The sequence below is a fragment of the Corynebacterium sp. UBA4397 genome (assembly GCF_002390965.1).
In the GTDB taxonomy this organism is placed as follows: Bacteria; Actinomycetota; Actinomycetes; order Mycobacteriales; family Mycobacteriaceae; genus Corynebacterium; species Corynebacterium flavescens.
Genome location: NZ_DGRD01000042.1, coordinates 20,564 through 47,560, shown reverse-complemented (window position 1 = coordinate 47,560; position 26,997 = coordinate 20,564). Strand labels below are relative to the sequence as shown.

The window sequence follows — 26,997 nt, the reverse complement described above, 5'->3', positions numbered from 1 at the left end:
TTCTACTTATTCGGGGTGTGCTGAGTCATCAGCTCAATGAACTGATCAAAAAGCGGGTTCGCATCGTGCGGGCCGGCGGCAGACTCCGGGTGGTACTGCACCGAGAAGGCCATTCCGTCATCGAGCGCCACGCCCTCGACAACGTCATCGTTAAGGCAGGTATGCGTGACGGTGGCAGGGCCGAAATCTGAGGTGAATGCAGCACCTCCAGCAGGCTTGCCCTCCCCTGCCGGATTCTCCAGCGCGAAGCCGTGGTTCTGGGAGGTGATGTCGATCTTGCCGGTCTTGTGGTTGAGCACTGGGACGTTGATGCCGCGGTGACCAAACTTCAACTTATAGGTGCCAAGCCCGAGCGCGCGGCCCAGAATCTGGTTGCCAAAGCAAATGCCGAAGAAAGGAACCTTCGCCGCGAGGATGTCTCGCACGACCGCGACCATGTCATCGGCCGTGGCGGGATCTCCTGGGCCATTGGAGACGAATACGCCGTCCGGCTCATAAGCCATGATGTCCTTGAAGGAAGTACCTGCGGGGACCACGATGGTTTCGATGCCGCGCTTAGCAAAGTGGCGCGGGGTTGCGGTCTTAATACCCATGTCATAGGCCACGACCTTGAAGCGCTTCTCGCCCTCGGCGGCAACGGTATATGGCTCGGTGGTGCTCACCTGTGCGGAAAGATCCGCGCCCTGCATGGACTCTTGCCCCTTGACCTCGGCGACGAGTTCATCGACGGGGCGCTGTGCGGCCTCGCCAGAAAAGATTCCGGCGGCGATGGAACCGTAGTTGCGCAGGTGGCGCACGAGGGTGCGGGTATCTACGCCGCGGATGCCGATGATGCCCTGGGCACTCATCTCCTCCGGAAGGGAACGCGCAGCACGCCAGTTGGACACACGGTGTGCCAAGTCGCGGATAACCAAGCCAGCGACCCAGATCTTGTTTCCGTGGGACTCATTGTCCTCGTCGTTCCACCCGGTGTTGCCGATGTGGGGAGCCGCGCTCACGACGATCTGGCGGTGGTAGGAAGGATCCGTCAGCGTTTCTTGGTAGCCGGTCATCGCGGTGTTAAACACGGCCTCTCCTAGAGAAGTGCCGGTGGCGCCAAAGCCGTATCCGCGGAAAGCGCGGCCGTCAGCCAGTACCAGGATGGCCGGGATGGGTGCCGGGTTGTTAGCCGGGGTGGTTTCAGTCACTGCGTGGCCTTTCTGAGCCTGAGAATTAATCTGTGTGTTCAAGGTTACTTCGCTTCTTCTTGTGCCAAGGACGCGGCCCCGTCGGTGGCGAGGTTGTAGGTGAGCCTTCCCCGCAAGATGGTGTGCGTGACTCGGGCGCCAAATTCCTCGCCCTCGTAAGGGTTGTTTTCGGACTTGGAGGCCAGCTGCGTGGAATCGGAGACCCAAGAATTATGCGGGTCGACGATGGTGAGGTTCGCCGGCTCGCCCACCGCAATGGGGCGGCCGTGGCCGGGCAGCTTGGTGATCTCGGCGGGTCGCTCGGACATGACGCGAGCGACGAAGCGCCAATCTGCCAAGCCCGATTCGACAAAAATTTTGGCGATGACAGCCAAGGAGGACTCCAACCCCAGCATGCCGGGCTTGGCCATCTCGAACTCCACGCACTTGTCTTCCGAGCCATGGGGGGCGTGGTCGGTAGCCACGACATCGATTAGCCCGTCGAGCAAAGCCTGGCGCAGTGCTAGAGTGTCATGCTCCTCGCGCAGTGGCGGGTTGACGCGGTAGACCCCGTCGTAGGTGCGCAGCTTGTCATCAGTGAGCAGCAGGTGGTGCGGAGTTACCTCGGCGGTGAGCGGAATGCCCTGCTCCTTGGCCCACTTGAGCAGCTCGACGGTTCCGGTGGTGGAGGCGTGGCAGATGTGCAGGCGGTTGCCGTAGTCACGAGCCAGAAGTGCGTCGCGAGCGACGATGGATTCCTCTGCCACACGCGGCCAGCCATGCAAGCCCAGCTTGGCCGAGGTAGGCCCCTCGTGCGCGCAAGCCCCCTCGGTCATACGGGAATCCTCCGCATGCTGGGCCAAGAGCACGTCGAGCCCCTTGGCGTATTCCAGGGCGCGGCGCATGATCTGCGGATCCTGAACGCACTTTCCATCGTCCGAGAACATACGCACTTTCGCGTCCGAGTTCTTCATCATCCCGAACTCGGTCAGCGTCTTGCCTTCCAAGCCCTTGGTGATGGAGCCGACTGGGTGAACATCGCACAAGCCCAGTGCCTGGGCCTTTGCCCACACGGACTCTGCAATAACAGGCTGATCGGTGACCGGGGTGGTATTGGCCATGGTGAACACGGCGGTGAAGCCTCCCTTGGCCGCAGCCCGGGAGCCGGTCTCGATAGTCTCGGTATCCTCGCGGCCCGGCTCGCGCAGGTGCACATGCATATCGACGAGCCCGGGCAGCAAGACACTGCCGGCCCCGTCGATGGTGTTATCGGCAGAGTGGGTTTCCGTCAACTCGGAGCCGATAGCTGCGATGGCGCCATCCTCGATGAATACTTCGGTGGGCTCGCCCTCGCCATAGGGACGCACGTTGGTGATGAGCAGAGTCTGCGCGGCAGGAGCGCTCAGTTGGCCGGTGAGTGGATAATTGTCTTTCATTGCGAGCTTTCTCCTAGATTCCGGCGTTTTCACCATTGGTCAACAAGGTAAAGAGGACGGCCATTCGCAGGTGGACTCCGTTGTTGACCTGTTGCAAGACGGCCGTCTTAGCGTAGTCCGCGACGGTGTAGTTGATTTCCATACCGCGCAACATTGGCCCCGGGTGCATGACGATGGCGTCAGGGCGCATAGCCGCCGCCCGCTGCTTGGACAGGCCATAAAGGCTGGCGTATTCGCGGTGTGAAGGGAAGAAACCTCCATGCATGCGTTCCTGTTGGACGCGCAGCATCATCACTACATCGGCATCGGCGATCTCCGCGTCGAAGTCATAAGACACACGCACCGGCCAGGTCTCAACCCCATAGGGTAACAAGGTAGCCGGAGCGACGAGCGTTACTTCGGCGCCAAGCGCGGTGAGCAGATCCACGTTGGAGCGCACCACGCGCGAGTGCTTGCAATCCCCGACTATCTTGACGCGCAGCCCGCTAAAGTCCCCGCCCTTGATGCCCAGGCGCTGACGCATGGTCACCGCATCAAGCAAGGCTTGGGTGGGGTGCTGATGCGCGCCATCGCCCGCGTTGATGACGCTGGGGCCTTGGCCGCCAGGGCACACCCATTGCGCAAGCTGCTGGGCCGCACCCGAGGAGGGGTGGCGAATGATAAGAGCGTCTGCGCCGATGGCGCTCAAGGTCAATCCGGTGTCCTTCAAGGACTCGCCCTTCCTGACTGACGACGTCGACGCGGAGAGGTTGATGACATCCGCCGACATCCACTTGCCCGCGGTTTCAAAAGAAGAGCGCGTGCGGGTGGAGTTTTCATAGAACAAGGTATAGATAGTGCGCCCACGCAGAGTGGGAAGCTTCTTCACCTCGCGGCCGTCAAGCGCCTCGTGGAAGCGATCGGCCTCATCGAGCAAGGCCACGATCTCCGCAGGGGACAGATCAGCTATATCTAGCAGATGTTTCATTAGTTCTGCTCCTCCCCGCGGTTACGCGTCAGGATGACTGAATCGTGGCCATCGATCTCTGCAATAGATACGGTGACGTCTTCATCGCGGGAGGTGGGGATGTTCTTTCCCACATAGTCCGCGCGTATGGGTACCTGGCGATGTCCGCGATCAACAAGAACCGCTAGCTGAATGATCTCGGGGCGCCCAGAATCCGCCAAGGCGTCGAGAGCCGCGCGGATGGTACGCCCGGAATAGAGCACATCATCAACGAGGATGACCGTAGCTCCCGTGATTCCGCCATCCGGTATGCGGGTGGGCTGCAAAGCGCGGTGCGGCTTATTGTGCAGGTCATCGCGATAGAGGGTGATGTCGAGAGAGCCGCAGGGTATCTTGACCTCAGAGAACTCCTCGATCTTTTGCGCAAGGCGCTTAGCCAGCGGTACTCCACCAGAGGGGATACCCACGAGGAGCACCCGTGATGCGTCCGCGGAATCAAGCGCCGTCTTTTCAATAATTTGGTGCGCGATGCGTGCGACAGTGCGTGCGACATCATCGGAGCTTAAAAGCTCGATTTGGTCGACACCGGTGTCATTTCCACTCATCGTGACCTCCTTCCCCGCCTCACAGTGCGGTCTTTAAAGGATGCCGGTAAATGGTCTCATGAATGTCTATGATTGGAAGACAGCGATTATATTAGCACCCTCTCCTCACACATGGGTGGGTGGATCCGAATTGGAACCGAAATAGAAGAGGTGCACCCCTTTTGAGCTTCACCGCACAGCATGTCGTTCCCGCCCCCCGCGAACAGGTGTGGACATGGCATACCCGTCCCGGAGCACTGAGCCGGCTCAACGCACCCTTTACATTTATGACGCCCATTGCCCAAGCTACCAGCCTCGCTGATGGGACCTCTATCCTCGGCCTGCCCGCGGGTCTGCGCTGGGTTGCCCGCCACGATCTTTCTCGTTATCAAACGGGCTACAGTTTTGCAGACGTCTGCATCAATGCACCCATGCGCCGCTTCGCCCACTGGCGCCACGACCACCACTTCGCCGATCACCCCACGGGTACTTTAGTCACCGATTCCGTGGACACCCGCCTGCCTTCCTCCGCTCTCGAATCCGTCTTTGCCTATCGCCAGCATCAACTCATTGAGGATTTTTCCTTCCTCAACCGGATGGGAGCCTTCCTCGAAGAAGGCACGCCGGGCCTTAAGATTGCGATTACAGGCTCCCGCGGTTCTGTCGGCCGTGCGCTGAGCGCGCAACTGCGCACTGCAGGCCACGAGGTCATCCAGTTGGTGCGCTCCGAGCCTAAGCAGGGCCAGCGGCGGTGGCGCCCCAACTCCCCTTCACCCGAGCTCCTCGAGGGAATAGATGTGCTGGTCCACCTCGCGGGCGAGCCAATCTTTGGCCGCTTCAATGACTCCCACAAGGCAGACATCCGCGACTCCCGCGTCGACCCCACCCGCCTGCTTGCCCAGCTGGTTGCCAATACTTCCTCTGTGCGCACCATGGTCACAGCCTCAGCAATCGGCATCTACGGCGCCGACCGTGGTGCTGAAGAACTGACGGAAGACTCCGAGCGCGGCGAAGGCTTCCTCGCCGATGTCGTCACCGACTGGGAGGAGGCGACCTCCTCTGCCCGCCAGGCAGGAAAGCGAGCAGTCAATATCCGCACAGGAATCGCCCTTTCAGGAAACACCGGGATGCTCCCGATCCTGCGGGCACTTTTTTCCACTGGACTGGGCGGAGCCTTCGGCAAAGGCGAGTTTTGGTATAGCTGGGTCGCCATGGATGATCTCACCGACATCTACTTCCGCGCGATTATTGATGAAGCCCTTTCCGGCCCCATCAACGCCGTCTCCCCCACCCCAGTACTCAACCGCGAATTCGTCTCCGCGCTCGGTGAGGAGCTCAAACGTCCCGCCCTAGTTCCCATCCCCTCCTTCGGCCCCGCCCTGCTGCTGGGTAAAGAAGGCGCCCGCGAGCTAGCTTTAGCCGATCAGCGGGTACTTCCCACGGCTTTGCAGGAGGCGGGACACACGTTCCGCTACCCCCAGGTGGCGGGAGCATTAGCCCACGAGTTGGGTGGCGAAGAACTGTGGACTCCGTGACTTCGGTAGGGTTGGCACGAGTTTAGTTTTTTTATCTCCCCGACCACACGAATGGACTGAGATTTTCCAGTGTCTGAAGAATCCACCTCACAAGTGCCCACCTTGCTACCTGACACCCCGGTTGAGCCAGTAACGCTCGAGCGCGTGGCAGAAATCTTTGATTCAGAGAACCTCCAATACCGCATCGAGGAGCAGCCGGTAGATGAGGATGAGACCGTCCGCATCCTGCGCACCGGTTTCTCCAACGCTGCCATCGCTCTCCAGCTGCGCAACGACACACTTACCGTGGACTCCGTCTGGCGCGGGACCTTTGCCACCACGGAAGGCCCCAAGCTGCTCAGCGTTATCAACTCGTGGAATCAACAGAGCTTTGCGCCCACACTGCGCTTTTTTGAAGGCCCCGATAACACCCTTGCGGCCTCCGGCGTGCGCGAGCTTGACGTGACCCACGGGGCTTCGCGCAACCAGCTTGGCGCCTTCGTGATGTCCACGCTCGACGCCATCCTGCAGTCCTTTTCTTTCCTCGAAGATCAATACCCGGCGCTCGTAACCTGGGAGGAGCCGAACCATGACTAACACCGACTTCACTTTGCCCGTTGTCACCCTCGATCGCGTCATCGACGCCATGTCTACTTTCGACGTCGAACTCGAGTCCACCACGGGCAGCCTCGATGCCGCAACGGCCAACCTCAACGGACTCCCCTGCATGTTTGCTGTGCTCGACTCCGTAGTCATCGTCCGTTGCGACGTACCCACGGATGCCAGCTTCTCCGCTGCCGACGCAGGTCTTTTCCTCGCGGCCAATCAGATTAACTCGGTGGCCTTCGGCGCGCGCGTTGTCATCACGGACCACGACGACATGCTCGTCGTCCGCTCAGAGCGCGACATTCCTTGCGCCGCCGGACTCAGCGATGAGCAGCTTAATTCCGCGCTCAAGGCCGCGGTCGACGCCGTCATCGGCGCTCAAGATGCCATGGTGGCCGCTGCCGAGGAGATGAGCAAGCTCGGCTCAGAAACGGCCGCCGCTGCCAGCGCCAACGAAGAATAGCTCTTAAGGCGACTCCCCAAAAGCAATCATCCCCAGTACCTTTCCTCATCATGGGAAAGGTACTGGGGATGAAAGCTACGCGGGCCCTAAGACTCTTGAGCCTGCGAATCTTGGTTCTCCGCAGGTTCCTGCGCTGCCGCGCCCTCGGCAGAATCTACAGAATCAGCAGGATCAACCACATCAGCCAAATCCTCAGCTTCAATCGAGCCCTCTGTATCTTCGCCGACTTTCATGGGGTTGTCAGCTGAACGCGACTGGGCAACGTCATCCAAAACGGCGTGAATATAAGGGGCGGCCTGCGCAGTGGAGTACTCGGAAGCCAACTCAACACCTTCGACTACGGCGGTGGCCGTAGGAATGTCTGGGTTGAAGAGCAGTTCCCATACCGATACGCGCATGATGGCGCGGTCCACAGCAGGGATGCGGTGAAACTCCCAGTCCTCCGAGAGGAAACGCGCGATGGTTTCATCGATGGCGTCGAGCTCTTCCGCGGCGCCCGCCACGATTTCTTTGGTGTAATCCGCGATCGGGGCTACGCCGTTGCGCTGATCACGGGCCAAAGATATACGGTCTTCCACGATTGCCACCGGGTCGACATCGCGGTTTTCCGCCTCGTAGAGGATATCCGCTGCGCGACGCCGCGCGCGATAACGGGCGGTATGGCGCTTGTGGTTAATACCGGACTTGCGCGGATGCTCAGCGAGGGACTCGTTGTTCTCAGACACGTACGCTACCTAGTTGTTGACGCGGGAGAGATACTCGCCAGTGCGGGTATCGATCTTGAGGACGTTGCCGATCTCGATGAAGAGCGGGACCTGAATCTCCGCGCCGGTCTCGAGGGTGGCGGGCTTGGTGCCGCCGGAAGAGCGGTCGCCCTGCAGGCCCGGCTCGGTGTGCTCGACCTTAAGGTCGACGGAGATAGGCAGCTCGCCGAAGAGGACCTCGCCATCGTGGAAAGACACCTGTACGCGCATGTTCTCGAGCAGGAACTTGCCGGCATCGCCGAACTTATCGAAGGGAATCTCGAACTGCTCGAAGGTCTTATCATCCATGACAACAAAGTTGGTGCCATCGTTGTACAGGTAGGTCATATCGCGGCGGTCGACGGTTGCCGTCTCCACCTTGACGCCAGCGTTGAAGGTCTTGTCCGTGACCTTGCCACTGACAACATCCTTCAGCTTCGTACGGACGAAAGCGGGGCCCTTGCCCGGCTTAACGTGCTGGAATTCGATGATCTGCTGTAGCTTGTTATCGAGCTTGAGAACGAGACCGTTCTTAAAGTCGGTGGTATCAGCCATGGATTAATCTCCCGGGGGATCGTGGATGAAAAGATGAAAACAGTGTTTTAGCATACCCCAGCCCCCGCGGGCGACGCGAAAAGGGCAAGGAGCTTGGCACTTAACCCGCGGAGCCACGCCAGGGAATACGCAATTCTCTAGAGAATGCGCAGCTCTTTGGAGGCCTTAGTGATAATCTTCGGCGCACCGTCGGTGATGATGAGGGTATCTTCGATGCGCACCCCGCCCTTGCCAGGCACATAGACACCCGGCTCGATGGTCAAGGTCATGCCGGCCTCCAGCGTACCGCTGCCGGTCTTGGCCGCCGCAGGAGCCTCGTGAACTTCCAGGCCAACGCCGTGGCCAGTCGAGTGCACAAAAGCCTCACCATATCCGGCTTCCTCGATGATGTCGCGGCACGCGGCGTCGACGTCGACCAGCTTGGTTCCTGGGGTCGCCGCCGCCACACCTGCCAGCTGAGCGCGCAGAACAAGGTCATAGATCTCGCGTGCGAAATCGTTGGCCTCACCAATAACGAAGGTGCGCGTGCAATCGGAGTTAAAACCCCGCGCGTGGGCGCCGAAATCGATGGTCACGAGTTCGCCAGACTCAATCACGCGGTCGCCTGCACTATGGTGCGGCATCGCGGAGTTCGGGCCCGAGGCCACGATGGTGTCGAAGCTGACGCGCTCCGAACCCGCCATCCGCATGCGATACTCCAAGTCCGCCGCGACCTCGCGCTCGGTGCGCCCGGCTGCCAACTCACCAGCGGCGAGCAAAGACTCCAAAGAATCGTTGGCCAGATCAGCGACCTCCTCCAGGCGGCTGAGTTCATGAGGATCCTTGATGAGCCGAATCTTTTCTATCACTCCGCTTACTGGGACGAGGGTTATATCCTCCGGCAGAGCCTTTTCAAGGGCGCGTAGCTGGGAAACAGTGACATAGTCCGCTTCGAAGCCGACGCGTTGCGGTCCCTCAAGGGTCTTGAGCAGGGCAGGCCCGACAGAACGCCCGAGGATAGCCTTCAGATCCGGAACCTCGGCTGCAATCTGCGTGGTGTAGCGCCCGTCAGTCGCCATCACTGCAGAAAGGTCCTTGCGGAGCAGCAAACCACCATTGGATCCGGAGAAGCCGGACAGATAGCGCACGTGAATAAGGTGCGTCACCAACATCGCATCAATGCGCTGCGCCGCCAACTGCGAAGCCAGCTTGCGGCGACGGTTGCTAAAACGGGTATCTGCCAAGGCCATTGAACTTCCTCTATCTCTATTTATCTGTGCGTGGGCGTTTTCTAGCCCTTCACACTAGTCGACGCCGCCGTTAAGCGTTGGCAAACCGCCTTAGTCTTGGGCAAAGAAATCGACGGCGGCGATGTAGCCGAATACCCCGAGCCCCGCGATGACTCCGCGTGCTATCGGGCTGAGATAGGAGTGGTGCCGAAAGGCCTCGCGGGCGTGAACGTTAGATATATGGACTTCCACGAAGCCACGGCCATCAGCGACTTCTGCGAGCGCATCACGCAGCGCCACCGAGGTATGGGTAAAGCCGCCAGGGTTGATGATGACGGGCCAGCCCGCATCTGCCGCCTCGTGCACCTTGTCGATGAGCTCGCCCTCATGATTGGACTGGAAGAACTCCGTGTCTATCGAGTGTTGGGCAGCGTGCTCGCGAACCCGCGACTCAACATCTGCGAGCGTTGTTGTTCCATAAACCTCGGGCTGCCTCTTACCGAGGCGGTTCAAGTTAGGGCCGTTGAGAATGAGAATTTTCATAACGAGGATTCCGTTCCTTGCAGTACTTCCGGTTGCCCACCACAAGGAGATGGGCGCTGGTTGCATTGTTGAGCTTTAGGTTGATGAGCTTTAGACGGAGATGGCCGCGTAGGCCGCCTCTAGTTCCTCCATCGAGGGCCCCTCAAGGCGGGTGGTCTGCGCAATTCCAGTCAAGGCCACGAACCTGATGTGCCCGTCGCGGTTCTTCTTATCATGCGTCATTGCTTCATAGAGCTCCGGGAAGTGCCCGGCCTCATAGGTCACCGGCAAGCCGACTGAGAGCAAGATATCTCGATGCAGATTGAGAAGCTCCTCATCGATGAATCCGCGGTTGTAGGAGAGGTTGGCCACAAACATCATGCCCACGGCCACCGCTCTTCCGTGGCGCCAGGTGTAGTGCTCGCGCAACTCGACTGCGTGACCAAAGGTATGTCCGTAGTTGAGAATCTCGCGCAGTCCGGACTCCTTCAAATCCGCGCCAACCACAGCGGCTTTGACCGTCACGGAGCGCTCAATGAGTTCAGGCAGATACTGAAGAGGATCGAGGCACGCGGCGGGGTTCTCTACATAGCGTTCGACGATGACGGGATCGTGGATGAGCCCGGTCTTGATGATCTCAGCTGAGCCCGCCACGATTTCTTCCTCCGGAAGGGTGAGCAAGCGATCAAGATCCATAAACACGGAATCCGGCTCGTGGAACGCACCCACCAGGTTCTTCCCGGCATCCGTGTTGATGCCAGTCTTGCCGCCGACGGCTGCATCAACCATGGCCAACAGCGTGGTTGGCGCCTGGATAACCTTGATCCCGCGCATCCATGTTGCGGCGAGGAAGCCAGCTAAGTCAGTAGCAGCGCCGCCGCCTAATCCGACGACTAGGTCCCTGCGGCTAAAGCCTTCTTCCCCGAGACGATCCCACAGTCCCCCAAGTACCTCGAGGTTCTTTGCAAACTCGGCGTCAGGAATCTCGAGCAGAGTGACGCGGATGTTGCGTGCCTGGGCCTCAGACGCCAGGTGGCGGGCAGCTGCAGCCAGGGGCGGTTGGAAGACTACGGCGACCTGTGCGGCTCCCACGGCCTTGATGCGGTCGGCGATGGCATCTGTCAGGCCGTGGCCAATATGGACCACGTAGGGGTTGGGGCCGTTAACGCTGATGGTCTTGAGCATTGAGAGAACTTTCCTTCAGTGGCTTATAGCTGGCTTTTAGCTGACTTATATCCGGCTTTACATAGAGTAAGGGCTTTGTGACTTAAGGCCCCAGAGAAGTACTACAGGGTCTCCATAAAACTCAAGACCTCTCCCACCACCTGCTGCGGGGAGCGGGAGCCAGTGCGGATCTTAAAGTCCGCCACTTCCGTATAGAGCGGGCGCCGCGCTTCGAGGAGAGTGCGGTAATGGCCTATGGGATCTGCAGACTGAAGCACCGGCCGTGAATCATCCCCCGCCGTGCGGCTGGCGCCCTCCTCAGCAGTGATCTCAAGATAGATCACCGTGTGACGATCTAAGAGCTCACGCGTTGCTTCGCTGAGCACCGCTCCTCCACCGAGGCTGACTACGCCTTTGCTTTCAAGTGCCTGGGCTACAATGCGGGCTTCAACTTCACGGAACTTCGGCTCCCCTAGCTCGGCGAAAACCTCGCCACAGCTCTTGCCATATTCTGCGGCGACGAGATCATCCGAATCAACCAACTCGCAGTTCAGCGCGTGCGCAAGACGCAGGCCGATGGTCGACTTGCCCGCCCCAGGGGGACCGACCAAGACGATGCGCGGTCGGGGGTTTCCGGTGACGGCAACGGGTGTTGTCATTGCTTACTCCTCGTCAAAGTCCAAACGCTGGGAAACATAGTCATTGTAGGTGGAGATATTGCGGGAAGTCTCCGAGAGACTGTCACTGCCAAACTTTTCTAGTACCGCGCGGGCAAGAACCAAGGCCACCATGGCCTCAGCGACGACGCCGGCAGCTGGTACCGCGCACACATCCGAGCGCTGGTGAATGGCCGAAGCGGCAGCACCGCTGTCCATATCCACGGTCTTCAGTGCGCGTGGAACGGTGGAGATGGGCTTCATAGCAGCACGCACGCGCAGCGGCTGGCCATTAGTCATGCCGCCCTCGAGCCCGCCGGCGCGATTGCTAAGCCGCTCGACGCCGTGGGCGGTGCGCACTATCTCATCGTGAGCCTCGGTGCCGCGGCGCCGCGCCTCCGCAAAACCGTCCCCAATTTCCACGCCTTTAATAGCTTGGATCCCCATGAGGGCCCCGGCTAGCTGGGCATCAAGGCGATCCTCGCCGGAAACGTGAGAGCCTAGGCCGATGGGTAGGCCCTCAACGATGACCTCGACCACCCCACCGAGGGTATCGCCCTGCTTCTTCGCTGCCTCGATCTCAGCGATCATCTCCTTCTCCGACTCTGTGGAAAAGGCGCGCACTGGTGACTCATCGATGCCGCCCAGATCCTCAAAACTGGGGTCAGGGCCAGAATAGGGCTCAGAAGCACCGATGGAAATCACGTGGGAGAATACCTCCACGCCCAGCGTCTCACGCAGGAAGTTACGGGCCAGCGTTGCTGCAGCAACACGAGCGGCCGTCTCACGCGCGGAGGAACGCTCCAGCACCGGGCGGGCCTCGCTGTGGTCATACTTGATCATTCCGGCGAAGTCGGCGTGGCCGGGGCGAGGACGGGTAAGCGCCGCACCCCGCCCGGAGGACATGGCTTTCGCTGCCTCGCCATCCTGTGGATCGAGCGGATCCGGGGACATGACAGTAGTCCATTTTGGCCACTCGGTATTACCAATCATGATGGCGATAGGGCTTCCCAGGGTGAGCCCATGCCGAATGCCGGTGAGCAGGGTCAACTCATCCGCTTCAAACTTCATCCGGGCTCCGCGGCCGTAGCCGAGGCGGCGACGCGAAAGCTGAAGCGCGATGTCATCCTTAGTGATGGGAACGCCCGCCGGCATACGCTCAATCATGGCGATGAGCGCTTGGCCGTGGGATTCACCTGCAGTAGTCCAACGAAGCATGCCCGTCATTATCGCACGAGCGTCACTTAAGGCGAGGCATGTGGCCCCCGATTGGAGCCTAATCACACCATAAAGGGTGCCCAAAAGGGTGCCCAGCCAGACGCAATGGCGCTACCCAGCAGCATCCCCGGACCGTGCGCGGGAGGGCGCCTAGAGCCCCGAGCGCTAAGAAAGGCGGCGTGAACCAAAGTCCACAGCGCCGCAACGACTATCGCACCGAGTACCGCCAGCGCTCCTCCGCAGACCGCACAGGTGATCCCCAGCGGCAGCGCCAGTTTTATGTCTCCGCCTCCTATGCCGCCTCTAGTGATTGCCAAAGCCAAATACAGCACCGGCCAGATAAGACCTGAAAGAACAAGAGCTGGAAAAGCCTGCTCGAAAGAAAGTAAATGCGGAGCTAAGACTAGGAAGAACAAGGACGCCGCCCCCGCCGGAATGGTCAGTATGTCTGGCAAACGCCGATGGCGCAGGTCCCACCAGCACAAGGCTAAAGCCCAGCACGAGATCAAGACCACCAGGGCTGACAGCATCATCGGTGCCACTTGAGGCACCGGCTCTAGCCCGGCTAATCCCCCACTCAGCTGTAGTCTTTGCCCCAAATACGATGTCTGCCCCATGAATTAAGCAGGCTAGCGCCAAGGGAGATGGGCCGCGCGCCGTAGCACTCTAAATGGTGTATTTCTCTCTACTTCATGCCGCCGCGCAGCGCTAGCTCGGCGTTGAGAGCGGCAAACATGGCCTCGCGCGGCGCTGCCTGTCCGGTAAAAAGCTCGAATTGGCTAAAGGCTTGGTGCGCGAGCATGACCTGCCCTCCGACAGTCCTGTAGCCGTCGGCGGCCGCGAAGATAGTAAGCGGGGTGGGCCAGGGATCATAAATAACGTCAAATACTGGCGCATGGGATAGTTCCGGAAGATGCCCTTCCAGCGCCCGCGAGGGAACCGTGGATACCACCACATCGGAAGAACGCGACAAGCGCGCCAACTCTGCTGAATCATCATCGAAGCTCATGCCACGCAGCTCCACGCCCAGAATAGCTGCCAACGGTTCCAATTCCTGGAGGCGGTCACTACGGTTGAGCACGGTGACCGCCTTCGCGCCATAGCGTGCCAGCCCCCACAGCGCCGGGCGGGCCGTGCCGCCAGCGCCAATGATGGTGGCGTGCTCAATGGAGGCATCTCCGAGAAGTTCACCTAGGGCACCAAGCACCCCGTCGGCGTCCGTGTTATCAGCGAGCCAGCCCTGCGGTGTGCGCACCAAGGTATTGGCTGAGCCGATGAGGCGAGCGCGATCAGTGGCGACATCGCCAAGCGCGAGGGCCGCGAACTTGCCGGGCATCGTCACTGAGAAACCACGAAAGTCCTCTGGGGCTTGCTCTAGAAACTTCGGCAGGGTTTCATCCGTCACCTCAAAGCGGGTATAGGACCAATCCCCCAACCCCAAGGCCGCATAGCCAGCATTATGCAAGAGCGGCGAGAGAGAATGCTCGATGGGTGAACCAAGAACTGCTGCGCGAGGCATGGTGGATGAAATCTCCTAATACTCGAATGCCAATACTGGGCCAGCACGGAGGCACAGCCCAGAAAGTGCCAGCCGCGACTTAACTTTAGGGTGCCGGGTTCTCCGCAGCCGGTGCTGGTGCTTCGCCGGCAGCTGGGTCCTGCTCGTCGAGAGGAGTGCCGCCGGCGGCACCTTGGTCGGGGTTGCCGCGCTGGGAGTTGAGGATACCGGAGTTGATGGCATCATCCACGCGGGCGAGGTGATCATCGTAGTTATCGGTGAATACCGTGGTGCCCTGCTGGTCGACGGTGACGAAGAACTTCCAATTGCCCTCCGCCGGATTCTCCATGGCCAGGATGGCTTCCTCAGAAGGCGAGGCGATTGGCGTATCCGGCAGTCCCTCCTTGGCGTAGGTATTCCACGGGGTGACCTCGGCGCGTGCCTCGTCTGTGGTGGCCAGCTCCACATCGGGCAGGCCGTAGTTGACGGTGGAGTCGAACTCGAGACGCATTGGCTCGGCCAAGCGGTTCAGGATGACGCGGGCCACCTTGTTGAACTCCCCTGCGGGCGCCTCGCGCTCAATGAGGGAGGCCGCGGAAAGCAGCTGATAGGGGCTGAGGTTGATAGCCTTCGCGCGATCGACGATGTTGGTGTCGTTGTAGCGCTTGGTGGAGCGGGTGATCAGATCGGTGAGGATTTCCTCAGCGCTCATGTTCGGGTTAATCACGTACTGGCCGGGGGCGATGAGCCCCTCGAGGCGCTTTGGATCCTCACCGCGAGCACGGATGGCATCAAGAGCCCACTCCGGCGCACCCAGCTTGGCTGGGTCCACGGCGGCGGCTACCCTCTCCAAATCCTCCTTGGAGACGCAACCCCCATCGCCACAGGAAACCTGGGAGATCATGGAGTAGATGCCATAGCGGACATCGCCGCCCACCACGTTGACATCGGAAAGGGTGGAACCGCCCTTGACGTCAAGCAAGTCAACCTTGTTGTCTTTGTCGAGCAGAGCGCTCACGGCGGACTTGGCACTCATCTCTTCCTCGAGGCGGTAGAAGCCCGGCTCGATCTGAGAGGCTCGGGGGTTGGAGGATGCAGCAGATGTAAAGGCCTCCGCGGTCTTGACCACGTTCTTCTCCACGAGGTCGGGGGCAAGCTCCGACATCGAGGAGCCCTCTGGGATCTCGATCAGCTGCGTCACGCCATTACCGGTTCCCTCGTAGTCCAAGGTATTTCCTCCTCCCAACAGTCGGAAGCCGATGTAGCCCAGCGCCCCGACGATGAGCACGATGGAGGCAAGGAGCACAGCAACGCCGCGCTGGCGACGCTTGACGTACTTCGGTTCCATCGATCTGCCGATGCGGGTTTGATTCCGGCTCACGTACTTGATCTCCTATGGGTTGGGGCTTGATTTTCTAGGCCTGGGACGAGTTGAGAATCCGCTGGCGAGCATCCAGCCACGATTGCAAAATCTCCACGGCCGCCGCTTGGTCAATGACGCTACGGCCCTTCTTCTCTGAAACTCCGGAGCTACGCAGCGCTTGGGCGGCCACCACAGTGGTCAGCCGCTCATCTGCCATGCGCACCGGAATTGCGCCCGCGTTAGGGTTCGCGGCGCGACTCAGGCGCCTATTTATACGGAAGGCGATTTCCTTTGCGTGTTTGACGCTCTTTGAGCCATTGCCATGCAAGTCTCGCGGGAGGCCAACAACGACTTCTACCACCTGATACTGCTCAATGAGCGCCAGGATGGCGTCGATGTCACCCTTGTCCGAGTCACGCAGCCCGGTTTCGCGTGCCACGGTTTCTAGGGGCATGGCGAGCTTGGCATCCCGGTCAGATACCGCCACACCGATGCGCACAGTCCCCACGTCCAGCGCTAGGCGGCGTCCCTCCCCGGGATCATTGACCCCGGGACTATCTGGTGAAACCTGCGCCATGGTGACCTTTCGCGAGAGACTGTAATTGATAACAAGACGGTTAAGTTTAGGCAACAACTTAAGATAACACGTATTGCAACACTAATTAACATCTCACGCGGGCAGCCGCCCACAAACTTCTGTCCTTAGCGGGCCGCCAGCTTTGATAGGCCATCCTTGACTGCCGCAAATCCGCTCTCGGCGCCGGCAGCATTCGCGCCCGATCCCTGCGCCATGTCCGCCTTGCCACCACCGCGTCCATCGACGTACTGGCCGAATTGCTTAACGATGTCGCCCGCCTTGACCCCGCGCTCAACCGCGCTCGGGGTGGCAGCCGCAATGAAGGGGAACTTGCCATTAGATACCGCGCCCAACAAGACAACCGCGTCCTGCTCGCGCAGGCGATTGCGCACATCAGTGGCGATGGTGCGCAGATCCCCACCAGCGGTGCCCTGTGGAAGCTGGAGTGCCACGACCTTGAAGCCGTTGACTTCCTGAGCAGAAGCGATGAGCTCGGCAGCGCGCGCAGCTAGCTGTGCGTTGCGCAGGCTCTCAATCTCCTTCTCTGCAGCCTTGAGCTTTTCGGCCAAGCTGCTGACACGCTCGGGCAGGTCAGTCGACTGCACTTTCAGCTCTCGCGACACGCCCTCCACCAAAGCGGTCTCCTTGGAGTAGTAACGGAAGGCATCGAGCCCGGAATAGGCCTCGATGCGGCGCGCGCCGGAGCCCACGGAGGACTCTCCCAGGACGGAAACGGGGCCAATCTGGGAGGAGTGCTTGACGTGGGTGCCGCCGCAGAGCTCGATAGAGAAAGGGCCGCCGATCTCGACGACACGGACCTGCGAGCCATAGTTCTCGCCGAAGAGCGCCATGGCGCCCATCGACTTGGCCTTATCCAGGGTGGTCTCGATGGTGGTTACTTCCAAGTCTGCGTCTACTGCCTGGTTAGTAATCGTGGCGATCTCTTGGAGCTGCTGCGGGGTGAGCTGCTCGGTGTAGTTGAAGTCGAAGCGCAGGTAGCCGGGGCGGTTCAAGGAACCTGCCTGGACTGCGGTGGGGCCAAGCACCTGACGCAAAGCTGCGTGAATGAGGTGGGTGGCCGAGTGCGCCTGGACAGCGCCGTGGCGCCACTTCTCGTCCACGATGGCCTCGACGGAGGAACCTAGGTCCAGTCCGCCGGAGGTCACGGTAGCCTTGTGAACCCACAGGCGCTTGCCGATCTTCTGCACGTCCCCAACCTCGAGCAGGGTATCCCCTGCCACGATGCGGCCGTGATCTGCGACCTGTCCGCCAGACTCTGCGTAGAGCGGGGATTGATCCAAAATGACCTCGACGTGCTCGCCCTCGTGTACCTCGTTGACCTTCTGACCGTCGCGCACGAGGCCAATGACCTTCGAGGCAGAGCTGAGCTCATCATATCCAGTGAATACCGTCGGATCATTGTCCACCCACTCGCGGTAGAGGGAGAGATCGGTGTGCCCGTGCTTCTTGGCGCGGTTATCGGCCTTGGCACGGCTGCGCTGCTCGTTCATTGCCGCATCGAAGCCCTTCATGTCCACATCGAGGCCCGCCTCATGGGCCATCTCAAGGGTCAAGTCGATGGGGAAACCATAGGTATCATGCAGCTCGAAGGCCTTGGAACCGGACAAAACCTTCGGCGTCTTAGCGCGCGAGGTGGCCTTGAGCTCCTCCACAGCCTCATCAAAAAGCTTGGTGCCGGACTCCAGGGTCTTGAGGAATGCCTTCTCCTCGTTGACGGCGACGCGGATGATGCGCTCGCGGTTGTCTGCAATCTCCGGGTAGGAAGGCGTCATGGCGTCCATGATGGTGTTCATGAAACGCTCCATGGTGGGTTCAGTAGCGCCCAGAAGCTTGGCCGAACGCGAGATGCGGCGCAGCAGGCGGCGCAAAATGTAGCCGCGGCCTTCGTTGCCAGGGGTAACACCGTCGAGGATGAGCATCATGCCCGTGCGCGAGTGATCGGCGATGACGCGGAAACGAATGTTGTCCTCGTGGGCAACTCCTTCACCGTACTTAGAGCCGGTCAGGTTTTCCGCCTCGATGATGACAGGACGCAGCAGGTCCGTTTCGTAGACATTATCCACACCCTGCAGGATGCAGGCGACGCGCTCGATGCCCAGGCCGGTATCGATGTTCTTCTTCGGCAGCGGGCCGAGGATCTCATAGTTGTCCTTGCCAATGCCCTCGCCGCGCTCATTCTGCATGAACACGAGGTTCCACAGCTCCATGTAGCGGTTGTCATCCGCCACTGGGCCGCCCTCGGCGCCGTACTCCGGGCCACGGTCGTAGTAGATCTCGGAACAAGGACCACAGGGGCCGGGGATGCCCATGGACCAGTAGTTATCCTCCATGCCTAGGCGCTGGATGCGCTCTTTGGGCACGCCAATCTTTTCGTGCCAGATAGTGGCGGCCTCATCGTCATCGAGGTAGACAGTGACCCACAGGCGCTGGGGGTCGAGGCCAAAGCCACCCTCCTCCAGCGAGCCGGTCAGCAGGGCCCAAGCATGCGTGATGGCCCCTTCCTTGAAGTACTGACCAAAGGAAAAGTTTCCGGCCATCTGGAAGAAAGTATTGTGGCGGGTGGTAATGCCCACCTCTTCGATATCGAGGGTGCGCACACACTTTTGGATCGAGGTGGCAGTGCCATTCGGGAAAGGCGGATTCTGCTGCCCCAAGAAGTAGGGCTTGAAGGGCACCATGCCGGCGTTGACGAACAACAGGTTAGGATCATCCAGGATCAAAGAGGCGCTGGGCACCGCCTCGTGACCAGCCTTAACGAAGTGCTGGGTGAAACGTTCCCGGATCTCATGTGTCTCCACGATCTATTTTCCTTACTGTTGAAAAAGGCTTGCGAACTAAATAAATGCTGCTCCAACTCTACTCGTGTCAGCAAAGCTGGCTAAAAAGAGTGTGCCTAAAAGAGCAGGCTTTGAAGAGTGGGCTAAACGCAGTCGAGGACAATCCTAGCTATTTGCCGCGCCCGCGTGCACCTTTGCCGCGGATAATCTCGCGCAGGCGTCCTAGGTAATCAAAGATGCGCTTCTCCGCGCCATGATCGCTGGGCTGGTAGTACTGCGCGCCCTCCAGGGAATCCGGCAGGTACTGCTGGCTGACGACGCCGCGCGGATCATCATGCGGGTAAACATAGTCCACGGCATTACCCAGCTTCTTGGCTCCTTCGTAGTGCCCATCGCGCAGATGCGGCGGGACGTGCCCGCTCTTGCCTGCCTGGACATCGGCTTGGGCAGCGGAGATTGCCTCGATGACGGAGTTGGACTTGGGAGCGGTGGCCAGGTGAATGGTGGCCTGGGCCAGCGGGATGCGCGCCTCCGGCAGACCAATGAGCTGAGCTGCCTGCGCGGCGGCCACCGCCACCTGCAAAGCCGTGGGATCCGCCATGCCGATGTCCTCCGAGGCGTGGACCATGAGTCTGCGCGCAATAAAGCGCGGATCCTCTCCCGCCTCGATCATGCGGGCCAAGTAGTGCAGTGCCGCGTCGACGTCGGAGCCACGGATGGACTTGATGAAGGCGGAGACGACATCGTAGTGCTGGTCGCCGTCGCGGTCATAGCGCACGACCGCTCGGTTAACGTTGTCTTTGATGGTCTGCGTGCTCAGCTCCTGGCCATCCTCGACCGCCTCGGCGGCGGCCTCGAGGTAGGTCAGAGCACGCCGCGCGTCTCCGCCGGCCAGCAATACCAGTTGATCGAGCGCATCCTCGCTAAGGGAGACGCCCCCGCCAATTCCGCGCGGATCCTCCACGGCGCGGCGGATAAGCCCCTTGAGGTCCTCCTCGCCCAGGGAATTGAGCTGGAGCAACAAAGAGCGTGACAGCAACGGCGCGACCACCGAGAAGGAAGGGTTTTCCGTGGTGGCCGCCACGAGGAGCACAGTGCGGTTTTCTACTGCGGCCAGCAAAGCATCCTGTTGGTTCTTGGAAAAACGATGCACCTCATCGATGAATAAGACCGTGCGCCGCCCGGCCACAAGTTCGCGGCGCGCGTGCGTAATGACCTCGCGCACCTGCTTGACCCCGGAATCTAGGGCCGATAGGCCGACGAAGTTCTGTCCCATGGCGCGCGCCACCAGCGAGGCTATCGTGGTCTTTCCGGTGCCGGGCGGGCCGTAGAGAATGACTGAGGCCTCCCCCGATCCCTCGACCAGCCTGCGCAAAGGCCGCCCAGGCCCTAAGAGGTGATCCTGTCCCACGACCTCGTCGAGCGTGCGCGGGCGCATACGCGCTGCCAGGGGCGAATCGGCGTGGGTGCGAAAGAGGTCTTGGCCCACTCCGCCCAGTCCTGGCTGCGCTGAGTCTGGCGAGCTCTGGCCGAAGAGTGCGTCTTGTGCCACTTAAGCTTCTCCGTTTAAGACTTATCGTGCAAGCGCTGGGCCACCGTGGTGCCGAATTCGGCCACGGGTGTACACACCGCGCTTCCGCACTGACCCGCGTAGCGGGCTAGAGCCTCGAAAGTTTCATAGAGGTCACGCCGGATGAGGAGCTCCTCTGGCTCGAAGTGACCGGAGTCCCCTGGGCGCAACAAGGAGTGCTGCGAATCGTGGTTGATCTCTGCCTCGCCGCGAGCCAGGGCTACAACGCCCTCAATGCCGCCCGCATACATGGTGGTCACGCTCGAGAGCGCCCAACCAATGAGCGAGGCGACGATTAGCTCATGCAGGTAGTCCGAATCACCGAAACGCGGCCACACCTCGACGACTTGGCGGACCCAAGCGTTGATGAAGGCATCGGCCTCCTCGTTGGAGATGGGCCGCGAGAAGAGGAACTGCGGGAATCCCGCAATGACGCAGGCCACGTCGAAACCGACGTTGCGGAAACCAGCCCACTCGTAGTCCAAGAAGAACACACGCTGGGAGATAACGATGTTATCCGGGGAGAGGTCGAAGGGCGTAAAGGCCCGGTTACTCCCCGAGCGCAGGGTCGAGGTGGCGTGCTCGGCTAGGCGAACGAAGTGCTCGGGAGCCTCCAAGCCGGCCTCACGCAGAATATCGCGCCCGATGAGGATGGAGCGCTGCAGCGACTCATCACGCAGCGCTTGGTGCTCGGCATAGTCGGGGTACTGGCGCAGCAGGCGGTGAAGGAGCCGATCATAGTCCTGCTCACGCCCAGCAGTTCCGGCATGCATCTGCCCCAGGGCCGTGCCCAAAGAGCGCACGACTTTAAGCCGCTCCTCATCTTTCGCGCTCATGAGGGTATCAGCCAGGGTATCGCCTTCCCCCAGATCGCTGAGAACGAGAATCCGGCGATCTAAGTCATGGGCCAACAGAACCGGCCCCGGACGAACATCTTCGGACAAGGAAGTAGTGAACTGGTAAGCCACCACCTCGCGCAGCAGCGCGGCATCATCAATGGCGTGGCCGGTAACCGGGCTGTATTTGATGACGACGGAGCGCTGCGGCAAGAAGGCGCTCGGAGAAATTCGCACGCGCAGCACCAGGGCATGCCCGGAGCCGCCGAGGTCTTCGACTGCGGTCATATCAGGCTCGCCACCATAGCGGCTCATCAGCAGCTCAGCTGCAACCTTGATGACCTCGTCTTGACTCAGCGATTCTTCCGAATTCACTCTTTCTCCTCGCACTAGTAACACCGGGATTTAGGCGCTGGGCGCCACGGATATAGCGAACCTAGGAGGCTACGCTCATCCTCCGATTACTTTTCTGGCTGCTTTTCCGGTTGCTTGGCAGCCTTCTTCTTTTCCGGCTTGAAATCCACGCCGGTCTCGCGGCGCTGTGCCGCGGGGATCGGTGCGGGGGCGTCGGTAAGCGGATCGACTCCGCCACCGGACTTGGGGAAGGCGATGACGTCACGGATGGACTCGAAGCCTCCCAGCAGGGAAACAATGCGGTCCCAGCCAAAGGCGATGCCGCCGTGGGGCGGGGCGCCGAAGGCAAAGGCGTCGAGGAGGAAGCCGAACTTCTCCTGCGCCTCTTCCTCGCCGATACCCATGACCTCGAAGACTCGCTCCTGCACGTCACGACGGTGGATACGGATGGAACCGCCACCAATCTCGTTGCCGTTGCAGACAATGTCATAAGCATAGGCGGTGGCAGAGCCTGGATCCTTATCAAAGGTATCCATCCACTCCGGCTTGGGAGAGGTGAAGGCGTGGTGCACAGCGGTCCACTTGGAATGGCCCAGGGCTACGTCACCGGAGGCGGTGGCATCAGCGGCCGGCTCGAAGAGCGGCGCGTCAACGACCCAGGTAAAGGCCCAGTCCCCTTCCTTGATGAGGCCCAACTTGGAAGCAATCTCGCCGCGGGCAGCGCCGAGCAGCGCACGGGAAGAACGGGTATCACCTGCGGCGAAGAAGATCGCGTCACCGGGCTGCGCGCCCACGTGGGCTGCAATGCCCTCGCGCTCGGCATCGGTAATGTTCTTGGCCACTGGACCGCCGAGGGTGCCGTCCTCAGCAACAGTAATGTAGGCCAGGCCCTTGGCGCCGCGCTGCTTGGCCCAGTCCTGCCAGGCATCAAACTGACGGCGCGGCTGGGAAGCTCCGCCCTCCATGACTACTGCGCCGACATACTCGTTCTGGAACACGCGGAAGGTGGTGTCTTTGAAGAAGTCGGTGCATTCGACGATCTTGATGTCGAAGCGCAGGTCCGGCTTGTCAGAGCCGTAGTACTTCATGGCATCCGCGTAGGTCATGCGCGGGATCGGGGTGGAAACCTCGTAACCAATGAGCTTCCACAGCGCGACCAAGATCTTCTCGCCGAGGGCGATGATGTCATCCTGGTCCACGAAGGACATCTCGACGTCCAGCTGGGTGAACTCCGGCTGACGGTCAGCGCGGAAGTCCTCGTCACGGTAGCAGCGAGCGATCTGGTAGTAGCGCTCCATGCCAGCCACCATGAGCAGCTGCTTGAACAGCTGCGGGGACTGCGGCAGTGCGTACCAAGAGCCCGGCTTTAGGCGGGCGGGGACCAAGAAGTCACGCGCACCCTCAGGGGTGGAACGCGTCAGGGTCGGGGTCTCGATCTCGGTGAAGTCCTCGGCATCGAGCACCTCGCGTGCGGCACGATTAGCTGCGGAACGCAAGCGCAGTGCTGCGGCCTGGCGCGCGCGGCGCAGGTCGAGGTAGCGGTAGCGCAGGCGGGTTTCTTCACCCACCTCGCCTGAAGCCGCGGGATCATCCACCTGGAATGGCAGTGCTGCAGACTTGTTGAGAACCTCGAGGTCTGCGACGTTGACCTCGATATCACCAGAGGGCAGGTTCGGGTTCTCCGAGCCTTCCGGACGCGGTTCGACCACGCCGGTTACCTTGATGCAGTATTCGGAACGCAGATCGTGCGCGCGCTCCGCCACGGCTGATTCACGGAATACAACCTGGGCAATTCCGGAACGGTCGCGCAGATCGATAAAGATAACGCCACCGTGGTCGCGACGACGGGAAACCCAGCCCGTCAGAGTTACAGTCTCGCCCGCAAGATCCTTGCGTAGCTCGCCTGCCAAATGAGTGCGCAGCACTATTGTTCAGTCCCTTCCTGAATTTTTTGCCTTAACGCTCACCCCCCGCCCCGCGTAAACGGCGCGCGCGGAGGGCGGCTTAAAAAACATGAACGGCCCAAGTCTACAGTCCGCACCCCGCAGCGGGAACTATCAGGCGCAATAATCTCAGGCAAGCATCACAACAGCTATCCCTAAGGGCAACTTCCATCTCCCTCTTCAAACGCGTTGCAGAACCATTCAGACGCAAAAGAGGGTAATACCGCACACTGCGCCAACCACCGCACCGGCTTTCTGTGCGTAGTCCGTGCGTGTTCGGTGAATGCTCTGCGGATTCGCGTTGCGCTTATGGCATTATCAGATTCATGACATTTCGCTCAGGCGCAGAGTTCGACAACACCCGCGCGCGATCCGGTGGCGGTGGGAGGCGTGGCGGCACCATCGCTGCCGGTGGCGGTATCGGCACCGTCGTCCTCATTGGCCTCTTCCTGCTGCTGGGCGGCAGCCCCTCGGACATTGGCCAGTTTCTCGGTTCGGATCAGGGCCAGGAGCAGTCCCAGGGAGAGATTACAGGGGGCGATTCCAGCGATGAGTTTGCCCATTGCCGCACCGCGGAGGATGGCAACAAATATGATGATTGCCGCGTCATGTACGCCGCACAGTCCGTGGACCAAGTCTGGGAAACCCTCCTTCCGCGCGAGGCGAGCCTGCAGTACGCCAAGCCGGGTTTGGTTATCTTCCACGATTCCACGCAGAGTGGCTGCGGCATAGCTTCAGGCGCAACGGGGCCTTTCTATTGCCCCACTGATCAGACGGCCTATTTCGATACCGCTTTCTTCTCGCAGCTCCACCAGTTCGGCGCCGAGGATGCCCCGCTTGCCCAGATGTACATCGTGGCCCATGAGTTTGGCCACCACATCCAACAGCTCGAAGGCACCCTGGGTCTATCCAACTACAACGAGCCCGGCGAGGACTCGAACGCGGTGAAGATCGAGTTGCAAGCCGATTGCTATGCCGGCATCTGGGCGCATCACGCCGATGACGGTGCTGACGCGCTCCTTGATCCAATCACAGACCAGCAGGCTCGCTCAGCTATCGATGCCGCACGCGCAGTGGGAGATGACAACATTCAGGAACGCTCGGGCGGTCAGGTGCGCCCGGACCAGTGGACACACGGTTCTTCCGAGCAGCGCGCACAGGCCTTCTTGAGCGGTTACCAAAGCGGAAAGATGGCCTCCTGCGACTTCTTGGGCCGTGGGGTCTACTCCTCCTAGACTTAGTCGCCGACTTTCCTAATCTCGCAGGGCCCAATCCCCCAGCCCCAACACCCAGCCCCAATCCCCCAGCTAGTCAGGGCGCGTTGACCTTATCAACGCGCACCTCACCCCCACCCCTGAGCAGGGCTTATCCTTCCATGGAATAAACCCTGTTCCTTTTTGTTGTCATGTCATATAAGATACTTTCAGACACCAGAAAGAGGTTGAATCATGCAATTCGGAATCTTTACAATCGGCGACGTAACCACCGATCCCACCATCGGCACCACGCCCACCGAGGCGCAGCGCATCGCCAGCATGACGGAAATAGCCCTCAAGGCCGAGGAGGTAGGCCTCGACGTCTTCGCAACCGGCGAGCACCACAACCCGCCTTTCATTCCCTCCTCCCCCACGACGCACCTGGGCTATATCGCGGCGAAGACCAAGAACTTGCTGCTGTCGACGTCGACCACGCTTATCACCACTAACGATCCGGTCAAGATCGCCGAGGACTACGCCTTCCTGCAGCACATCTCCGGTGGCCGCGTCGATCTCATGATGGGCCGTGGCAACACAGGTCCTGTCTATCCGTGGTTCGGCAAGGACATCCGCCAAGGCATCCCCCTGGCCGTGGAGAACTACCACCTTCTGCGCCGCCTGTGGCGCGAGCCGGTGGTGAACTGGTCCGGCAAATTCCGTACTCCGCTGCAGGGATATACCTCCACCCCGGCACCGCTTGATGGAGTCGCCCCCTTTGTCTGGCACGGCTCGATCCGCTCTGTGCAGATCGCTGAGCAGGCCGCATACTACGGCGATGGCTTCTTCCACAACAACATCTTCTGGAACAAGGAGCACACCGCCAAGATGGTTCAGCTCTACCGCAACCGCTACGAAAAGTACGGACACGGGCGAGCGGACCAGGCCATCGTTGGCCTAGGCGGACAAGTATTCATGGCGGATACGGAGGCCGAGGCCAAGAAGTTCTTCCGCCCCTACTTCGATAACGCGCCGGTCTATGGCCACGGCCCTTCCCTCGAGGAGTTCACGTCACAGACCCCGCTTACCGTCGGCACGGTCGAGCAAGTCATCGAGCGCACCATGCAGTTTGCGGACTGGGTCGGCGACTACCAGCGTCAGCTCTTCCTCATCGACCACGCAGGCCTCCCGCAGGAGGTCGTGCTCAAGCAGGTGGAGCTCCTAGGAACGCAAGTTGTCCCCGAGCTGCGTCGCCGCATGGAGGCACGGCGCCCAGATCACGTACCCTCGGATCCGCCGACTCATTCTTGGCTCAAGGCTCACCCGGATTCCCCGCACTTTTTGGTCAACCCTGGAAAGGAGGACTAGGACATGCGTTCTTTGGTCGTAGTCACGGCTGGCTTGTCCACGCCATCTTCGACCCGCAAGCTTGCCGAAGCCCTCTGCGAGGCCACCGAGGCCCACATCACCGCCCGTGGCGAGGGCGTGGAGGTCCAGGTCATCGAGTTGCGTGAGCTCGCCACCGAGCTCGCCGCGGCGATGGTCAACTGGGGGGCGGATACTCCAAATCTGGATGCCGCCAAGCGCGCGCTGTCCACCGCGGATGGGCTCATCGCCGTCACCCCGGCCTTCCAGGGCAGTTACTCGGGGCTGTTCAAGATGTTCTTCGACACCTTGACTCCCCATGCCCTCGAGGGGCTTCCCACGCTCATCGCCGCGACCGGGGGCTCCTCGCGCCACGCGCTGATGCTTGATTACTCCCTGCGCCCGCTGTTTAACTATCTCCATGCCGTGGTGGTGCCCACCGGCATCTATCAAGCTACGGAGGACTATGGCACGCAGCACGGGGCAAGCACGAACGAGCGCATCGGCGTAGCTGCAGGCCAACTCGCCGATCTCATGGTCGCCCCGACCGACCGCGTGGGCGGGCTCAGCGGCATCAACGCCACCGACCAGGCCCCGCGCAAGACCGGGCTCGACCTCGAAGAAGACCTCATCGACTTCGGATCCCTACTCGCCGGCCACGACGGCACGGCGAGCGATTCCGATAGGGCCTAGAGCGTGCGAGTCCTAGAACTCGTCAC

General features: G+C 60.7%; 25 protein-coding genes. 6 read left to right on the top strand and 19 right to left on the bottom strand.

The window, feature by feature from the left end; all coding sequences use genetic code 11:
- Positions 1 to 2 precede the first annotated feature (2 nt).
- From carA to pyrR, 4 genes are read right to left on the bottom strand one after another with little or no spacing between them, the layout of a single operon-like run.
- Positions 3 to 1,187, bottom strand: coding sequence for a glutamine-hydrolyzing carbamoyl-phosphate synthase small subunit (carA, locus tag B2696_RS09200; protein WP_075731136.1), 1,185 nt, complete (start codon positions 1,185 to 1,187; stop codon positions 3 to 5).
- Positions 1,188 to 1,231: 44 nt separating this feature from the next.
- Entirely contained in the window at positions 1,232 to 2,602 is a 1,371-nt protein-coding gene (locus B2696_RS09195) for a dihydroorotase (RefSeq protein WP_276622293.1), read from the bottom strand.
- 13 nt (positions 2,603 to 2,615) lie between these two features.
- Positions 2,616 to 3,569 carry an aspartate carbamoyltransferase catalytic subunit gene (locus tag B2696_RS09190; protein WP_286955082.1) on the bottom strand — a complete coding sequence of 318 codons (954 nt, stop codon included), beginning with the start codon at positions 3,567 to 3,569 and terminating at the stop codon, positions 2,616 to 2,618.
- Positions 3,569 to 4,153, bottom strand: a complete 585-nt coding sequence (gene pyrR / locus B2696_RS09185; protein WP_276622291.1) for a bifunctional pyr operon transcriptional regulator/uracil phosphoribosyltransferase PyrR — start codon at positions 4,151 to 4,153, stop codon at positions 3,569 to 3,571. The genes B2696_RS09190 and pyrR overlap by 1 nt, the downstream gene beginning before the upstream one ends.
- 161 nt (positions 4,154 to 4,314) lie before the next feature.
- On the opposite strand from pyrR, the gene B2696_RS09180 reads away from it, so the two are divergent.
- The 3 genes from B2696_RS09180 (at position 4,315) to B2696_RS09170 (ending at position 6,715) form a co-directional block, all read left to right on the top strand.
- Positions 4,315 to 5,667 carry a TIGR01777 family oxidoreductase gene (locus tag B2696_RS09180; protein ID WP_286955081.1) on the top strand — a complete coding sequence of 451 codons (1,353 nt, stop codon included), beginning with the start codon at positions 4,315 to 4,317 and terminating at the stop codon, positions 5,665 to 5,667.
- Positions 5,668 to 5,736: 69 nt separating this feature from the next.
- Complete coding sequence (locus B2696_RS09175; protein ID WP_286955080.1) at positions 5,737 to 6,243, top strand: YbjN domain-containing protein; 507 nt, start codon at positions 5,737 to 5,739, stop codon at positions 6,241 to 6,243.
- A complete protein-coding gene (locus B2696_RS09170; RefSeq protein WP_286955079.1) occupies positions 6,236 to 6,715 on the top strand; it encodes a YbjN domain-containing protein in 480 nt (159 codons plus the stop codon). The genes B2696_RS09175 and B2696_RS09170 overlap by 8 nt, the downstream gene beginning before the upstream one ends.
- 86 nt (positions 6,716 to 6,801) lie before the next feature.
- Here the strand turns inward: B2696_RS09170 and nusB are convergent, their stop codons facing one another.
- From nusB to aspS, 15 genes are all read right to left on the bottom strand, one after another.
- Entirely contained in the window at positions 6,802 to 7,392 is a 591-nt protein-coding gene (gene nusB, locus B2696_RS09165; protein ID WP_286955100.1) for a transcription antitermination factor NusB, read from the bottom strand.
- A gap of 57 nt (positions 7,393 to 7,449) precedes the next feature.
- Complete coding sequence (efp, locus tag B2696_RS09160) at positions 7,450 to 8,013, bottom strand: elongation factor P (protein WP_075729884.1); 564 nt, start codon at positions 8,011 to 8,013, stop codon at positions 7,450 to 7,452.
- Between the two features lie 137 nt (positions 8,014 to 8,150).
- The gene (locus B2696_RS09155) at positions 8,151 to 9,242 is read right to left on the bottom strand and encodes a M24 family metallopeptidase (RefSeq protein ID WP_286955078.1); all 1,092 of its coding nucleotides are present in this window, start codon (positions 9,240 to 9,242) and stop codon (positions 8,151 to 8,153) included.
- A gap of 90 nt (positions 9,243 to 9,332) precedes the next feature.
- Complete coding sequence (aroQ, locus tag B2696_RS09150; protein ID WP_075729886.1) at positions 9,333 to 9,764, bottom strand: type II 3-dehydroquinate dehydratase; 432 nt, start codon at positions 9,762 to 9,764, stop codon at positions 9,333 to 9,335.
- A gap of 90 nt (positions 9,765 to 9,854) precedes the next feature.
- Positions 9,855 to 10,928, bottom strand: coding sequence for a 3-dehydroquinate synthase (gene aroB, locus B2696_RS09145; RefSeq protein ID WP_075729887.1), 1,074 nt, complete (start codon positions 10,926 to 10,928; stop codon positions 9,855 to 9,857).
- Between the two features lie 101 nt (positions 10,929 to 11,029).
- Complete coding sequence (locus tag B2696_RS09140; protein ID WP_286955077.1) at positions 11,030 to 11,566, bottom strand: shikimate kinase; 537 nt, start codon at positions 11,564 to 11,566, stop codon at positions 11,030 to 11,032.
- 3 nt (positions 11,567 to 11,569) lie between these two features.
- Positions 11,570 to 12,790 (bottom strand): chorismate synthase, encoded by a 1,221-nt coding sequence (gene aroC, locus B2696_RS09135; protein WP_286955076.1) that lies wholly within the window; start codon positions 12,788 to 12,790, stop codon positions 11,570 to 11,572.
- Between the two features lie 53 nt (positions 12,791 to 12,843).
- Complete coding sequence (locus B2696_RS09130) at positions 12,844 to 13,311, bottom strand: prepilin peptidase (RefSeq protein ID WP_141255853.1); 468 nt, start codon at positions 13,309 to 13,311, stop codon at positions 12,844 to 12,846.
- A gap of 155 nt (positions 13,312 to 13,466) precedes the next feature.
- Positions 13,467 to 14,300, bottom strand: coding sequence for a shikimate dehydrogenase (locus tag B2696_RS09125; protein ID WP_286955075.1), 834 nt, complete (start codon positions 14,298 to 14,300; stop codon positions 13,467 to 13,469).
- Between the two features lie 85 nt (positions 14,301 to 14,385).
- A complete protein-coding gene (locus B2696_RS09120) occupies positions 14,386 to 15,627 on the bottom strand; it encodes an endolytic transglycosylase MltG (protein WP_286955099.1) in 1,242 nt (413 codons plus the stop codon).
- A gap of 67 nt (positions 15,628 to 15,694) precedes the next feature.
- Positions 15,695 to 16,219, bottom strand: coding sequence for a Holliday junction resolvase RuvX (gene ruvX / locus B2696_RS09115; RefSeq protein WP_286955074.1), 525 nt, complete (start codon positions 16,217 to 16,219; stop codon positions 15,695 to 15,697).
- Positions 16,220 to 16,344: 125 nt separating this feature from the next.
- On the bottom strand, positions 16,345 to 19,038 hold the full coding sequence (gene alaS, locus B2696_RS09110; protein WP_286955073.1) for an alanine--tRNA ligase: 2,694 nt from the start codon (positions 19,036 to 19,038) through the stop codon (positions 16,345 to 16,347).
- Positions 19,039 to 19,186: 148 nt separating this feature from the next.
- Positions 19,187 to 20,569, bottom strand: a complete 1,383-nt coding sequence (locus B2696_RS09105; protein ID WP_286955072.1) for a replication-associated recombination protein A — start codon at positions 20,567 to 20,569, stop codon at positions 19,187 to 19,189.
- Between the two features lie 14 nt (positions 20,570 to 20,583).
- Positions 20,584 to 21,738 (bottom strand): phosphotransferase family protein, encoded by a 1,155-nt coding sequence (locus tag B2696_RS09100; RefSeq protein ID WP_276622321.1) that lies wholly within the window; start codon positions 21,736 to 21,738, stop codon positions 20,584 to 20,586.
- 146 nt (positions 21,739 to 21,884) lie between these two features.
- Complete coding sequence (gene aspS / locus B2696_RS09095; protein WP_075729894.1) at positions 21,885 to 23,702, bottom strand: aspartate--tRNA ligase; 1,818 nt, start codon at positions 23,700 to 23,702, stop codon at positions 21,885 to 21,887.
- Positions 23,703 to 24,046: 344 nt separating this feature from the next.
- Here aspS and ypfJ point away from each other — a divergent pair, with 344 nt between their 5' ends.
- The 3 genes from ypfJ (at position 24,047) to B2696_RS09080 (ending at position 26,971) form a co-directional block, all read left to right on the top strand.
- Positions 24,047 to 24,955, top strand: a complete 909-nt coding sequence (ypfJ, locus tag B2696_RS09090) for a KPN_02809 family neutral zinc metallopeptidase (RefSeq protein ID WP_286955071.1) — start codon at positions 24,047 to 24,049, stop codon at positions 24,953 to 24,955.
- Between the two features lie 213 nt (positions 24,956 to 25,168).
- Entirely contained in the window at positions 25,169 to 26,281 is a 1,113-nt protein-coding gene (locus B2696_RS09085) for an LLM class flavin-dependent oxidoreductase (RefSeq protein ID WP_286955070.1), read from the top strand.
- Between the two features lie 3 nt (positions 26,282 to 26,284).
- Entirely contained in the window at positions 26,285 to 26,971 is a 687-nt protein-coding gene (locus B2696_RS09080) for an FMN reductase (protein ID WP_286955069.1), read from the top strand.
- The last annotated feature ends 26 nt before the right edge of the window (positions 26,972 to 26,997 follow it).